This is a genomic window from Methylobacterium oryzisoli (genome assembly GCF_046557895.1).
Classification (GTDB): domain Bacteria; phylum Pseudomonadota; class Alphaproteobacteria; order Rhizobiales; family Beijerinckiaceae; genus Methylobacterium; species Methylobacterium oryzisoli.
On the sequence record NZ_JBKIBX010000017.1, the window covers coordinates 15,404 to 28,612 of the forward strand.

Here is a 13,209-nt window from a genome sequence, read left to right on the forward strand (position 1 = left end):
GGCGGGTGTCGGGGCGGCCGCGTTACTGCGTGACCGCGACGTTGCCCTTGAAGTCGAGGCCGACCTGGACCGTCTTGCCCGACTGCATGGCGCTGCCGCGCCAGATGCCCTGGTCGTCCTTCTTGAGTTCCTTGATGTCCGTGAAGCCGGATTGCTCCATCCGGCTGCGGGCCTGCCCCTCGGTGAAGCTGTTCGCGCCGGGCTCCAGCTTGGCGTTGGTCAGCGTGCCGGTGGTGTTGGGGTTGTTGCGGTCGACCGTGTCGGTGTTCGGCCGCGTGACGGCCTCCTGGCCCTGCGACTGCGTGCTGGGCTTGGCATCCCGGGCCGGGTCGCCGGTGACCGTGGTCTGGGCCTGCGCGATCCCGGCTCCCAGGAGGCTGAGCGCCGCGACGGTGATCAGGGTGGTGCGCATGATCTCCTCGACATTGTCCGGTTTGGATACCGTCTCAATCGTTACGCCGCCGCTTGGTTCCGCTTGTTCCGCTGCATCCCGCAGCGCAGCACGTCTTTCCCGGCGTCGTTGCTCAAACTTGACCGTCAAGCATGGCGGTCTGTGCTTCCATTCTGTTGGGAAGTCGGGCCGCGGGGCCGCCAGAATGCTGCACGGCGGCGCAAAGCAGCAAAAAAGATTTTGGCGCCGCGGGGCCTGCCCTTGGCCTATCCCTGCGGCGGCAATTGGCGGAACGGCTTAACGGATCCTTCACCATGCACCCGGCAGGATTTGCCGGGTCGAGGCCGGAGGGCGGGGCGGGATGAGCGGGGCGGGACCGGCGGGGCTGGGGAGCCTGCGCGCCTTCGCGGTGCCGACGCGGGCCGACCTCGTCGCGCTGACCAAGCGCAGCGACCTGCTGCTGGCGATCGCGGTGATGAGCATCCTCGTGGTGCTGATCTTCCCGCTGCCGGCGCTGCTGCTCGACCTGCTGCTCGCGGTCTCGATCATCCTGTCCGTGCTGATTCTGATGACGAGCCTGTTCATCGAGAACCCGCTCGAATTCACGGTCTTCCCGACCATCCTGCTCATCGCCACGATGCTGCGGCTGGCGCTGAACCTCGCCTCGACCCGGCTGATCCTGGGCCACGGGCACGAAGGCACGGCGGCCGCCGGCCACGTGATCGAGGCGTTCGGGCACTTCGTGATGGGAGGCAACTTCCTGATCGGGATCATCGTGTTCGCGATCCTGATCATCGTGAACTTCGTGGTCATCACGAAGGGCTCGGGCCGCATCGCCGAGGTTGCGGCCCGCTTTAGCCTCGACGCGATGCCGGGCAAGCAGATGGCGATCGACGCCGACCTCTCGGCCGGGCTGATCGACGAAAAAACCGCCAAGGCCCGGCGCCAGGCGCTGGAGGAGGAGAGCGCCTTCTTCGGCGCCATGGACGGCGCCTCGAAATTCGTGCGCGGCGACGCGGTGGCCGCGCTCCTCATCACGGCCATCAACGTGGTGGGCGGCATCATCGTCGGCACGATGCAGCAGGGGATGGGCTTCGGCCCGGCCGCCAAGGCCTACACGCTGCTCACCGTCGGCGACGGGCTGGTGAGCCAGGTGCCGGCCCTGATCGTCTCGACCGCCGCGGGCCTGCTCGTGTCGAAGGCGGGCGTGCGGGGCGCGGCCGACCGGGCGCTCGGGCGCCAGATCGCCAACTACCCGAAGGCGCTCGGCATGTCGGCGGCGGTGATGCTGCTGATCGCGCTCCTGCCCGGCATCCCGATGCTGCCCTTCCTGGCGCTGGCGGCCGGGGCGGCCTACATGGCCCGGCGCATCGCCCGGATGCCGAAACCCGTCGATCCCGACGCCCCGGCCGCGGCGGGCGCCGCCGAGGGCGGCGCGGCCGGCGCCAAGGAAGAAACCGTCGCGGACCTCCTCAAGCTCGACGACCTCAAGCTGGAGATGGGCTACGCGCTCCTCTCCCTGGTCAACGGCCCGGGCGGGCAGGACCGGCTCACCGAGCAGATCAAGGCCCTGCGCCGCCAGCTCGCGGCCGACCTCGGCTTCGTGATGCCCTCGGTGCGCATCCTCGACAACGTGCAGCTCGACGCCAACACCTACGTGGTCCGCGTCAAGGAGATCGAGGCCGGCACCGGCCAGATCTTCCCCGGCCAGTTCATGGCGATGGACCCGATGGGCGGCCAGGTGCAGCTCCCCGGCCAGCACCTGCTGGAGCCGACCTTCGGGCTGCCCGCCACCTGGATCGACGCCTCGCTGCGCGATCAGGCGCAGATCCGCGGCTACACGGTGGTGGACGCCGCCACCGTGGTCTCGACCCACCTCACCGAGGTGATCAAGGCCCATGTCTCGGAACTCCTGAACCACGTCGAGGTGCAGAAGCTCCTGAAGGAACTGCCCAAGGAGCACGGCGAGCTGATCAAGGAGGTGGTGCCGAGCCAGATCGCCACCACGGGCATCCAGCGGGTGCTGCAGTACCTGCTCGCCGAGCGGGTCTCGATCCGCGACCTCGGCACCATCGTGGAGGGCATCGCCGAGGTCGCCGGCCACGTGAAGAACCCGCGCGACATCGTCGAGCACGTCCGCGCGCGCCTGGGGCGCCAGATCTGCGCCCAGTACCAGGGACCGGGCGGCGTTTTGCCGATCATCACCCTCTCGCCCGCCTGGGAGGGGGCCTTCATGGAGGCGATCGTCGGCCAGGGCGACGAGCGCCACCTCGCCATGCAGCCCTCGCGGCTGTCCGAGTTCGTGAACGCGGTGCGCGACCGCTTCGAGGAGGCGGCACGGATGGGCGAGATGCCGGTCCTCGTCACCTCCGTGCAGGCCCGGCCCTTCGTGCGCTCGATCATCGAGCGCTTCCGGCGCGAGACCCCGGTGATGAGCCAGGCGGAGATCCACCCGCGGGCGCGGCTGAAGACCGTGGGATCGGTCTGAGTGCGTCACCGGCTCGGCCGTCCCTGTCGGATGAGACCACTGCGCGTGCCGGTGAACCAAGGCACTCGGCCAAGGCACTCGGCGACGAGCGCGGATCTTCTCCTCTCCCCGCGGGCGGCAGGCCTGTCCGGGGAAAAATCCTCGACAAGGATGGCGCGGGATCCCCTCTCCCGAGCGGGAGAGGGGCAGGGGTGAGGGTCCAGGTGGAGCCGCAGTGAAGCGTGGAGCGTCGTGAGGGGAGCGGAACGGTTCAGGCTCAAGCACGAAGCATTGTGCTGGTAGCGGCAGCGTCGTGTCTTCTTGCTGCACCCTCCCGGGACCCTCACGCGGGATCTCCGATCCCCTGCCCCTCTCCCGCACGGGAGAGGGGTTCCCCGCGCCATCCTCGTCGGGGATTTTTCCCGGACAGCCATGCCGCAAGCGGGGAGAGGAGAACGCGCACGAACCACTATGGTCATCCTCATATCCGGGTCCGAGCCTGTCCAGAATTCAGCTGCAGATACAGGCAGACAGATCCATTCTTGTTGAGTCTTCCTGGCCGCAGCGACCGCGGTTTCGGCGGAGACGATGATACGGGGCCGAGATCATCTTTCCTTGACGTAACACCGCTTCGTCGGCGATCATGATGCATCTCCAGGGACTCGGCGGGCCGGCCCCGGCGGGTTCGCGGCGGCCGGTGCGCCGCCGTACATCCGGAGGGCGGCGGCAGCCGCAGGGTAGGGGCCGGTCCTGCCCCGTCACGGCTCTCCCGATGCTCCTCAGCCGCCTGCTCCCCGACCGCACCCCGCTTCTGCCCGGCCCGATCCATCTCGGGATCCACCTCGCCCAGGCCGCCCTCTGCACCGCGCTCGCGGTCGGCCTCGGGCGGGCCTTCGCCGTCCCGGTCTTCGACCTGCCGCTCTCGGGGTTCCTGCGCTTCTTCGCGGGGTTCGTGGCCGGGTGCGGCCTCGTGGCCGTGGCCTTCGCGGTGGCGGTGCGGGCGCTCGCCCGGCGCCGCGGCCTTCCCTTCGTGCCGCGGGCGGAGGCCGAGGCCGGGTTCCAGGCGTGGGTCCAGGGCCTGTCGCGGGCGCGCTGGTGCGCCCTCTACGCCGTTCCGCACGCCGCGATCCTGACGCTGATGCTCACGCAGTTGCAGGAGCGCGAGAACCTGCTGACGCGGCCCGGTCTCGTCCTGGCGCCGATGCCGCTCCTCGCCTTCGCCCTCTTCGTGCTGGTGATCTGCCTCATGCGGCGGCGCCTGGCCGTGCTGGTCTGACGGGGATCGCGGCCATGCCCCGCCCTCAGGGCTGACGTGCGCGGCGCCCGGCGCGGCTGTCCCTGCCTGCGAAATGGTCTAAGTGCCCTCCCGGCGCGCATCGTGCGCTCGACGGTGCGCGGCACGCGCGGTCAGGAGGGCGGGACGTGGCGATCATCCGGGAGGCCGAGAGCGCGGGGCGGCAGGGGCGCGCCCGCACGGACGGCCTGCGCCGGCCGCTCTGGATCGCGCTCGGCCTGCTGCTGATCGCCTTCAACCTGCGCCCGGCGCTCTCCAGCGTCGGCCCGCTGCTGGGGCCGATCCGGGCGGATACGGGGCTCTCGGGCGCGCTCGCGGGCGCGCTGATCACCCTGCCGGTGCTGTGCCTGGGTGTCTTCGGCCGCCTCGGGCCGCCGGTGACGCGCCGGCTCGGGCCGGATGCCGGCGTGCTGGCCTTCCTGCTGCTGATCGCCGCCGGGCTGGTGCTGCGCGGGCTCGGCGGCCTGCCGGCCCTGTTCGCCGGCTCGGTACTGGCGGCCGGCGGCATCGGCGTGGTCGGGGTGATCCTGCCGGGCATCGTCAAGCGCGATTTTCCCGACCGGCCCGGCCTGATGATGGGCCTCTACACGGCGGTGCTGTGCCTCGGGGCGGCGGCGGGGGCGGGGTTCAGCGTGCCGGCCGGGCAGGCCCTCGGCTCGCCCTGGCAGGGACCGATGATGATCTGGGCGCTGCCGGCGCTGCTCGCCGCGCTCGCGTGGCTGCCGCTCGTGCGCGCAGCCCCCGCGGTGGCCGGCACGGCGCCGCGGCGCACCCTCGGGCGCCTGTGGCGCGATCCGTTGGCCTGGCAGGTCACGGGCTTCATGGGCGCGCAATCGTCGCTGGCCTACATCGTGTTCGGCTGGCTGCCCGCCGCGCTGATCGACCGGGGGGCCGACCCGGTCACGGCCGGGCTCGTCGCCTCGCTGTCGGCGATGGCGCAGACGGTTCTGGCGCTGCTCGTGCCGACGCTCGCCGCGCGGCGGCGCGACCAGCGCGCCTGGGTGCTCCTCGTGGTCGGGCTCGCGGCGAGCGGTTTTTGCGGCCTGCTCGTCGGGCCGCCCGGGCTGGTCTGGCCCTTCGCGCTCGCGCTCGGCCTGGGGCTCGGCGGCTGCTTCGGCCTCGCGCTCACGCTGATCGTGCTGCGCGCCCCCGACCCGCAGACGGCGGGCGATCTTTCGGCGATGGCGCAGGGGGTCGGCTACTGCCTCGCGGCGCTGGGGCCGCTCGTGATCGGGCTCGCGCACGACGCGAGCGGGGGCTGGGGCCTGCCCGCCGCGCTCTACGCGGGCCTCGGCATCGCGGCGGCCACGTTGGGGCTCCTCGCCGCGCGCGACCGCACCGTGCTGAGCTGACGGCTCACCCGCGCCGCAGTGCCTCCAGCACCTTGGCGCCGGGGCGCCCGGTCTGGGGCATGCCGAGGCGGCGCTCGACGTCCTTGATCGCCTCGCGGGTCTTGGCGCCGACGCGCCCGTCCGGCTCGCCGACATCGTAGCCGCGCTCGGTCAGCGCGGCCTGCAGCGCCCGGCGCTCGGCGCGCGACAGCGGCGGATCGTCCGTGGGCCACGCGGTCTGGATGCCGGCCCGGCCGCGCAGGCGGTCGGACAGGACCGCGATGGCGAGGCCGTAGGACTCGGCCGCGTTGTAGGAGTAGATCGCGTCGAAGTTCTTGGTCACCAGGAAGGCCGGGCCGTCCACGCCCGCGGGCGCGATGATGCCGGCCGGCCCCTCGCCGGTGAGGGGGCGCCCGTCGAGGCGCGTGACGCCCAGGCTCGCCCAGTGGCCGACCGGGCGCTTGGCCTTGCGCCCCGCCGCCGCGAGGTTGAAGCGCGCCGGCAGGCGCACCTCGTAGCCCCAGGGCTGGCCGTTCTGCCACTTGGCGACGCGCAGGAAGTTGGCCGTGGAGCCGACCGCGTCCGGCACCGAATCGACCACGTCGCGCCGCCCGTCGCCGTCGAGGTCGACCGCGAGGCGATGGTAGGTGGTGGGCATGAACTGGGTCTGCCCGAAGGCGCCGGCCCAGGAGCCGGACAGCCGGCTGGCGTCGATGTCGCCGCGCTGGATGATCTTCAGGGTGGCCATCAGCTCGCCCTTGAAGAACTCCCGCCGCCGCGTGCCGCCGCAGGCCAGCGTCGCCAGCGACTGCACCAGCGGCATCTTGCCGAGGTTCTTGCCGAAGTTCGATTCGACGCCCCAGACCGCCGCGATGGTGTAGCGGTCGACGTTGTAGCGCGCCTCGGCCTGGGCGAGCGCGCTCGCGTGCTGGCGCATGGCCGCGCGGCCGTCCTCCACCCGCTCCTCGTCCACCAGGGCGGCGATGTAGTCCCAGATCGGCGTCTTGAACTCGGGCTGGGCCTGCGAGAGTTCGATCACCTTCTCGTCGAAGGCGATGCCCGCGGTGGCGGCCCGGAAGGTCTCCGGGGACACGCCCTGCTGGGCGGCCTCCTGGCCGAGCCCGGCGAGGCAGGAGCGGAAATCCGCCTGCGCGGCGGCGGGCAGGGCGAGTCCGCCCAGGCACAGCAGGGTCGCGGCCGTGTTGCGCGAGCGGATCGTCATCGGGGCGGCACTCCGTGTGCGGTCAGCCAATCACCCGAATAGGGCAGCATCAGGGTTAACGAAGCCCTGACGTCCGGGTGCCCCGGCCGCGCCGCGACGCGCAAGGCTCCGGCCCGCGCGCCTACGCCCAGGGGCGCTCGGCGAGCTTCGCCTCGTAGGCGTCGATCGCCGGGGCCTTCTCCAGGGTGAGCCCGATATCGTCGAGCCCGTTGAGCAGGTTGTGCTTGCGCCCGGGGTCGATGTCGAAGTGCAGCACGCCGCCGTCGGGGCCGCGGATCTCCTGCCGTTCGAGGTCGACGGTCAGGGTCGCGTTCGACCCGCGCGAGGCGTCGTCGAACAGCTTCTCCAGGTCCTCGGGCGCCACCGTGATCAGCAGGATGCCGTTCTTGGCGCTGTTGTTGAAGAAGATGTCGGCGAAGCTCGTGGAGATGATGCAGCGGATGCCGAAATCGGCGAGCGCCCAGGGGGCGTGCTCGCGCGAGGAGCCGCAGCCGAAATTGTCGCCCACCACCAGGATCTTGGCGTTGCGGTAGGCCGGCTGGTTGAGGACGAAGTCCGGGTTCTCCGTGCCGTCGTCGCGGTAGCGCATCTCGGAGAAGAGGCCCTTGCCGAGACCGGTGCGCTCGATCGTCTTGAGGTACTGCTTCGGGATGATGCGGTCGGTGTCGATGTTGACGATCCGCAGCGGCGCCGCGACGCCTTCGAGAACGGTGAACTTGTCCATGACCTGACGCTTCCCCGGACCTCGCGCCGCCGGACCTGCCGCCGCCGGATTGGCCGGCCCGGCGCGGTGGGGCGGTTCGAGGGTTCTAGCAAGGCGAGGGGAGGGCGCAACCCCCGGCGGGCGGCGAGGAAACCCCTTGCCCGCCTCGCAACTTGTCGGCTCTGACGAGCGGGGTGCGTCCGGCACGCCGGGATCGGGGAAGCGGCCGTCATGGCGGGTGTGCGGGACGAGCGGCTCGGCGCGGTCATCGACCGATTCTACGAGGCCGCGACGCGGCCGGACCTCTGGCAGGCCGTGCTCGAGGAATACGCCGCCGCGCTGGGCGCGGACGGGGCGGTCCTGCTGCCCGCCCCCGCCGCGCCGCTCGCCCCGGCCAACTCGCCGGACCTTGAGGAGGTGGTCGATGTGGGCCTGCGCGACGGCTGGCTCGGGCAGAACCAGCGCATCGCCCGGGGCCTGCCGCTGCTGCGCGACCCGCAGCGCGTGGTCACCGAATCCGACATCTTCACGCCCCGCGAACTCGACCACCTGCCCTTCAACGCCGAGTACATCGGCCGGCAGGGGTTCCGCTGGTTCGCGGGCCTGCACCTCGTCCCTGATGGCCCCCGCAGCGTGATTCTCTCGGCGGAGCGGCGGCGGCAGCGCGAGATGTTTTCGCGCGGCGAGATCGAGGCCATCGCCCGGGCCGTGCCGCATCTCCAGCGCGCCGGGCAGATCGCCCAGGGCCTCGCGGCGGCGCGGGCGGCCGGGATGATCGACGCCTTCGAGACGATGGGCTTCGGAGGCATCCTGCTCGACCGCGGCGGCACGGTGCTGAGCATGACCGAGCGGGCGCAGGCCCATCTCGGGCGCGGATTGGTGGTGACGCGGGGCGCCCTGCTGACGCAGCATCCCGCGGCCGCGGCGGCGCTCGGCGCGCTGATCGGGAGCCTGCTGCACAGCGGCCCGGCGCACGAAAACCCGCCGCTCGGCCCGGTCGGGGTGCCGCGCCCGGACGGGCCGCCCCTCGTCGTCCACGGCGCCCCCCTGGCGCGCGGGGCGGACGCCATCTTCCAGCGCGCCCAGGCGATCCTGCTCGTGACCGACCCGCAGGCGGCCGGGCGTCCCGCGACCGCGCTGCTGCGGCAGGTCTACGGGCTCACCGCCGCCGAGGCACGCCTCGCGCAGACCCTCGCGGACGGGTCGGACCTCGCCGCGGTCGCGGACAGGCTCGGCGTCACCGTCGAGACGGCGCGCAGCCAGCTCAAGGCGGTCTTTTCCAAGACCGGCACGCACCGCCAGCCCGCGCTCGTGGCGCTGCTCGCCCGGTTCTCGCTCTGAGGCTCAGAAGCGCGGACCGCGCCGGGCACGCATGGCGTCGAGGCTGAGCGGCCCCGGCCCCGCGAAGGCGATGTAGAGGAAGACGAAGCAGTAGAGGATCGCCGCGTCGCCGCCGTTCAGGACCGGAAAAAAGTTCCGCGGCGCGTGGGCGATGAAGTACGCGAAGGCCATCTCGCCCGACAGCAGGAAGGCGACCGGCCGGCTGAACAGCCCGAGTGCCAGGAGCGCGCCGCCCACCAGCTCGATCAGGCCGGCGATGCCCGACAGCGACAGCAGGGCCGGCGGGTTCGGATGGGCCGGGAAGCCCAGGATCTTCTGGGTGCCGTGGGCCATGAAGATCAGCGCCGCGACGATGCGCAGGATGCTGAGGACGAGGGGCGCGTAGCGGTCGGCGGCGGCGTAGAATCTCGGGGACATCGGCTCTCCGGTGGGTGGCGCCCGGCACCGGCCGGGCGGATGACGGGTCGTCCCACCCCCTATCGGCCGGCGCGCGGCCGGCCTCAAGGGCGGCGCTCGTCCCCGCGCCGCCCCTGACCCGGCCGTCAGCGCGAACCGGACAGTTCCAGCACGTCCTCGAAGGTGCGCAGGCCCGCCTTCTGGGCGTTGACCAGCACCGCCATGTTGCCCGGCGCGTGCTGGTTCTTCCACATCTTGGTGTGGGCGTGCGGGATCTTGTCCCAGGGAAACAGCTCGCTCATGCAGGGATCGATGCGCTGATCCAGCACGAACTGGTTGGCCGCCGCCGCCTGCTTCAGATGCGCGAAGTGCGAGCCCTGGATCCGTTTCTGGCGCATCCAGACGTAGCGGGCGTCGAAGGTGATGTTGAAGCCGGTCGTGCCGGCGCAGAAGACCACCATGCCGCCGCGCTTCACCACCAGCGCCGAGACCGGGAAGGTCGCCTCGCCCGGATGCTCGAACACGATGTCGACGTCGTTGCCCTTGCCGGTGATGTCCCAGATCGCCTTGCCGAACTTGCGGGCCTCCTTCAGCCACTCGTTATACTCGGGCGAGTTGACCTTCGGGAGCTGGCCCCAGCAGTTGAAGTCCTTGCGGTTGATCACGCCCTTGGCGCCGAGGCTCATGACGTAGTCGCGCTTCGACTCGTCGGAGATCACCGCGATGGCGTTGGCGCCGCTGGCCGCGCAGAGCTGCACGCCGAACACGCCGAGGCCGCCGGAGGCGCCCCAGATCAGCACGTTCTGGCCCGGCCGCACCGTGTGGGGGGCGTGGCCGAACAGCATCCGGTAGGCGGTGGCGAGGGTCAGCGTGTAGCAGGCGCCCTCTTCCCAGGTCAGGTGCTTGGGCCGGCGCATGAGCTGGCGCGACTGCACCCGGCAGAACTGGCCGAAGGAGCCGTCCGGGGTCTCGTAGCCCCAGATCCGCTGGGTCGGCGAGAACATCGGGTCGCCGCCGTTGCACTCCTCGTCGTCACCGTCGTCCTGGTTGCAGTGGACGATGACCTCGTCGCCGACCTTCCAGCGCTTCACCTTGGCGCCCACCGCCCAGACGATGCCCGAGGCGTCGGAGCCCGCCACGTGGTAGGGGGCCTTGTGCACGTCGAACGGCGAGACCGGCTCGCCGAGACCGGCCCAGATGCCGTTGTAGTTGACGCCCGCCGCCATCACGAGGACGAGCACCTCGTCGTCGGCGATCGACCACGTCGGCACGACCTCGATCTGCATCGAGTCCTCGGGAGGCCCGTGGCGCTCGCGGCGGATCGCCCAGGCGTACATCTTGGCCGGCACGTGGCCGAGCGGCGGGATCTCGCCGATCTCGTAGAGATCCTTCAGGTGAGCCGCGCCACCCGCGCTCGGCTGCACCGCAGCGCCCGCACCCATGGCGGACCCTCCCTGCTTTGTTGCACTGCATCGATCCTAGCCCCGAACACCGGGGCGTCAAATAGACCAAAAGCAGGGCAGACACCGCCGAGTTCCTGGGCAACGCGACCAATGTCGTTGCGTCATGCTCCGAGCCGATCTCGCGGCCGGCCGGGGGCTGCTTAGGTCAAGGATGACGCGTTGCGGGAGCGCGTCTACGATGGCGCCCCGCGACGGGACCGGACCGGGACGAGAGGCGAGGGCGGCAGATGGGCCAGCAGGCAACCGAGGCGGCGCAGCGCGACAAGCCGTGGATCATCCGCACCTACGCGGGCCATTCCACTGCGGCGGAGTCGAACGCGCTCTACCGGAAGAACCTCGCCAAGGGCCAGACCGGCCTCTCGGTGGCCTTCGACCTGCCGACCCAGACCGGCTACGACCCCGACCACGAGCTCGCCCGTGGCGAGGTCGGCAAGGTCGGCGTCTCGATCGCGCATCTGGGCGACATGCGGACCCTCTTCCGAGAGATCCCGCTCGCCCAGATGAACACCTCGATGACCATCAACGCGACAGCGCCCTGGCTGCTGTCGCTCTACCTCGCGGTGGCCGAGGAGCAGGGAGCGCCGATGGCCGCGCTCCAGGGCACGACGCAGAACGACATCATCAAGGAGTACCTGTCGCGCGGCACCTACGTGTTTCCGCCCGCGCCCTCGCTCCGGCTCACCAAGGACGTGATCCTGTTCACCACCAAGGCGGTGCCGAAGTGGAACCCGATGAACGTCTGCTCCTACCACCTGCAGGAGGCGGGGGCGACGCCGGTCCAGGAGCTCTCCTACGCGCTCGCCATCGCCATCGCGGTGCTCGACACCGTGCGGGCCGACCCCGACTTCGACGAGGGCAGCTTCGAGGAGGTGGTCGGGCGCATCTCGTTCTTCGTCAATGCGGGCCTGCGCTTCGTCACCGAGATCTGCAAGATGCGGGCGTTCTGCGATCTCTGGGACGAGATCACCCGCGACCGCTACGGCATCAAGGATCCGAAGAAGCGCATCTTCCGCTACGGGGTGCAGGTCAACTCCCTCGGGCTCACCGAGCAGCAGCCCGAAAACAACGTCCACCGCATCCTGATCGAGATGCTGGCGGTGACGCTCTCGAAGCGCGCCCGCGCGCGCGCCGTGCAGCTCCCGGCCTGGAACGAGGCGCTCGGCCTGCCGCGCCCCTGGGATCAGCAATGGTCGATGCGCATGCAGCAGATCCTCGCCTACGAGACCGACCTGCTCGAATTCGACGACATCTTCGACGGCTCCAAGGTGATCGACGCCAAGGTCGAGGCGCTGAAGGCCGAGACGCGGGCGGAGCTGGAGCGGATCGGCGCGCTCGGCGGCGCGGTGGCGGCGGTGGAGACGGGCGCCCTCAAGCGCGCGCTGGTGGAATCGAACGCCCGGCGCATCGCCGCGATCGAGCGCGGCGAGCAGGTGGTGGTCGGCGTCAACCGCTTCGAGAGCGGCGAGCCCTCGCCGCTGACGGCGGGCGAGGGGGCGGTCTTCACGGTCTCCGAGACGGTGGAGATGGAGGCCGAGCAGCGCATCCGCGCGTGGCGCGCCGAGCGCGACGCGGCGGCGGTCGAAAGAGCCCTCGACGACCTGGAGGCGGCCGCGCGCTCGGGCGCCAACATCATGCCGGTCTCGATCGCCTGCGCGAAGGCGGGCGTCACCACGGGCGAGTGGGGCGAGCGCCTGCGCGCGGTGTTCGGCGAGTACCGCGCCCCCACCGGCGTCACGCCCGAGACCGTCACCTCCGGGGCCGCCGAAGAAGCCCGCCTGCTGATCGCGGATCTCGGCGCGCGGCTCGGCGAGACCCCCAAGCTCGTGGTCGGCAAGCCCGGCCTCGACGGCCATTCGAACGGCGCCGAGCAGATCGCGCTGCGCGCCCGGGACGTCGGCTTCGACGTGACCTACGAGGGCATCCGCCAGACGCCGGACGAGATCGTCGCCAAGGCGCGCGAGCGCGGCGCCCACGTGATCGGCCTGTCGATCCTGTCGGGCTCCCACGTGCCGCTGGTGCGCGAGGTGAAGGCGCGCCTGCGCCGCGAGGGGCTCGACCACGTGCCGGTCGTCGTCGGGGGCATCATCTCGCCCGAGGACGAGCAGGTGCTCAAGAACATGGGCGTGGCCGCCGTCTACACCCCGAAGGATTTTTCCATCGACACGATCATGGTAGGGCTCGCCAAGGTGGTGGAGCGGGCGCTCGCCAAGCGCGAGGCCGAGGGCGCGCCGCCGCGGCGGGAAGAGGTGTTCTGACGGGGGCGCCCGGCCCCGCGGCCTCTACTTCCGGCTCGCCGTCGCCTGCCCCAGCATGAAGGACAGGCCGCCCGTCAGCACCGACGAGACGACGAGTTGCGCCCAGCGCCTCGTGTCGGCGGAGGCGGACGGGTCGAACAGCGCGACATAGACGCAGAGCCCCGTGACCGCCGTCAGTCCGATGCAGAACATGGCGAGCGCCACGTAGCGCTTGGCGAGGTCGAACCGGCTGTCCGCCCGCTCGCGCCGCAGGCGTTCGGCCCGGTCGTCGGGGTTCTCGCGCGGCTCGATCCGGATGACGGCATCGCCGAGAGCCTCATCGAGCCTGATCTCGTTCGGCATGGCC

11 protein-coding genes are annotated in these 13,209 nt (G+C 71.3%); 5 read left to right on the plus strand and 6 right to left on the minus strand.

The genetic code is table 11. The features are described 5' to 3' along the window. Positions 1 to 22: 22 nt before the first annotated feature. Positions 23 to 412, minus strand: coding sequence for a hypothetical protein (locus ACKUB9_RS17510; protein WP_407524691.1), 390 nt, complete (start codon positions 410 to 412; stop codon positions 23 to 25). Positions 413 to 752: 340 nt separating this feature from the next. On the opposite strand from ACKUB9_RS17510, the gene flhA reads away from it, so the two are divergent. The 3 genes from flhA to ACKUB9_RS17525 all read left to right on the plus strand — a co-directional run bounded on the left by flhA (position 753) and on the right by ACKUB9_RS17525 (position 5,504). Then, positions 753 to 2,879: a flagellar biosynthesis protein FlhA gene (gene flhA, locus ACKUB9_RS17515; RefSeq protein WP_407524693.1), complete on the plus strand. Its 2,127-nt coding sequence runs from the start codon at positions 753 to 755 to the stop codon at positions 2,877 to 2,879. Between the two features lie 751 nt (positions 2,880 to 3,630). Beyond that, the gene (locus tag ACKUB9_RS17520; protein WP_407524695.1) at positions 3,631 to 4,134 is read left to right on the plus strand and encodes a hypothetical protein; all 504 of its coding nucleotides are present in this window, start codon (positions 3,631 to 3,633) and stop codon (positions 4,132 to 4,134) included. A 146-nt stretch (positions 4,135 to 4,280) separates the two neighbouring features. Further along, on the plus strand, positions 4,281 to 5,504 hold the full coding sequence (locus tag ACKUB9_RS17525; protein ID WP_407524697.1) for an MFS transporter: 1,224 nt from the start codon (positions 4,281 to 4,283) through the stop codon (positions 5,502 to 5,504). A gap of 4 nt (positions 5,505 to 5,508) precedes the next feature. Here the strand turns inward: ACKUB9_RS17525 and ACKUB9_RS17530 are convergent, their stop codons facing one another. Further along, positions 5,509 to 6,705, minus strand: a complete 1,197-nt coding sequence (locus tag ACKUB9_RS17530) for a lytic murein transglycosylase (RefSeq protein WP_407524699.1) — start codon at positions 6,703 to 6,705, stop codon at positions 5,509 to 5,511. A gap of 121 nt (positions 6,706 to 6,826) precedes the next feature. Further along, positions 6,827 to 7,429 carry a 3-isopropylmalate dehydratase small subunit gene (leuD, locus tag ACKUB9_RS17535; protein WP_407524701.1) on the minus strand — a complete coding sequence of 201 codons (603 nt, stop codon included), beginning with the start codon at positions 7,427 to 7,429 and terminating at the stop codon, positions 6,827 to 6,829. Between the two features lie 210 nt (positions 7,430 to 7,639). Between leuD and ACKUB9_RS17540 the strand changes: the two genes are divergently transcribed. Continuing rightward, on the plus strand, positions 7,640 to 8,749 hold the full coding sequence (locus ACKUB9_RS17540) for a helix-turn-helix transcriptional regulator (protein ID WP_407524703.1): 1,110 nt from the start codon (positions 7,640 to 7,642) through the stop codon (positions 8,747 to 8,749). 3 nt (positions 8,750 to 8,752) lie between these two features. Here ACKUB9_RS17540 and ACKUB9_RS17545 read toward each other — a convergent pair whose 3' ends face one another. After that, positions 8,753 to 9,166: a DoxX family protein gene (locus ACKUB9_RS17545; RefSeq protein WP_407524705.1), complete on the minus strand. Its 414-nt coding sequence runs from the start codon at positions 9,164 to 9,166 to the stop codon at positions 8,753 to 8,755. Positions 9,167 to 9,291: 125 nt separating this feature from the next. Then, positions 9,292 to 10,587: a crotonyl-CoA carboxylase/reductase gene (gene ccrA, locus ACKUB9_RS17550; protein ID WP_407524707.1), complete on the minus strand. Its 1,296-nt coding sequence runs from the start codon at positions 10,585 to 10,587 to the stop codon at positions 9,292 to 9,294. A 248-nt stretch (positions 10,588 to 10,835) separates the two neighbouring features. On the opposite strand from ccrA, the gene ACKUB9_RS17555 reads away from it, so the two are divergent. Beyond that, complete coding sequence (locus ACKUB9_RS17555; protein WP_407524709.1) at positions 10,836 to 12,863, plus strand: protein meaA; 2,028 nt, start codon at positions 10,836 to 10,838, stop codon at positions 12,861 to 12,863. A gap of 24 nt (positions 12,864 to 12,887) precedes the next feature. Here the strand turns inward: ACKUB9_RS17555 and ACKUB9_RS17560 are convergent, their stop codons facing one another. Beyond that, the gene (locus tag ACKUB9_RS17560; protein ID WP_407524711.1) at positions 12,888 to 13,205 is read right to left on the minus strand and encodes a hypothetical protein; all 318 of its coding nucleotides are present in this window, start codon (positions 13,203 to 13,205) and stop codon (positions 12,888 to 12,890) included. Positions 13,206 to 13,209: the final 4 nt, after the last annotated feature.

Bases quoted from the DNA above. Each gene is read 5' to 3' on its own strand.
- ACKUB9_RS17510 (WP_407524691.1), bottom strand. From the start codon at position 412: ATGCGCACCACCCTGATCACCGTCGCGGCGCTCAGCCTCCTGGGAGCC.
- flhA (WP_407524693.1), top strand. From the start codon at position 753: ATGAGCGGGGCGGGACCGGCGGGGCTGGGGAGCCTGCGCGCCTTCGCG.
- ACKUB9_RS17520 (WP_407524695.1), top strand. From the start codon at position 3,631: ATGCTCCTCAGCCGCCTGCTCCCCGACCGCACCCCGCTTCTGCCCGGC.
- ACKUB9_RS17530 (WP_407524699.1), bottom strand. From the start codon at position 6,705: ATGACGATCCGCTCGCGCAACACGGCCGCGACCCTGCTGTGCCTGGGC.
- leuD (WP_407524701.1), bottom strand. From the start codon at position 7,429: ATGGACAAGTTCACCGTTCTCGAAGGCGTCGCGGCGCCGCTGCGGATC.
- ACKUB9_RS17540 (WP_407524703.1), top strand. From the start codon at position 7,640: ATGGCGGGTGTGCGGGACGAGCGGCTCGGCGCGGTCATCGACCGATTC.
- ACKUB9_RS17545 (WP_407524705.1), bottom strand. From the start codon at position 9,166: ATGTCCCCGAGATTCTACGCCGCCGCCGACCGCTACGCGCCCCTCGTC.
- ccrA (WP_407524707.1), bottom strand. From the start codon at position 10,587: ATGGGTGCGGGCGCTGCGGTGCAGCCGAGCGCGGGTGGCGCGGCTCAC.
- ACKUB9_RS17555 (WP_407524709.1), top strand. From the start codon at position 10,836: ATGGGCCAGCAGGCAACCGAGGCGGCGCAGCGCGACAAGCCGTGGATC.
- ACKUB9_RS17560 (WP_407524711.1), bottom strand. From the start codon at position 13,205: ATGCCGAACGAGATCAGGCTCGATGAGGCTCTCGGCGATGCCGTCATC.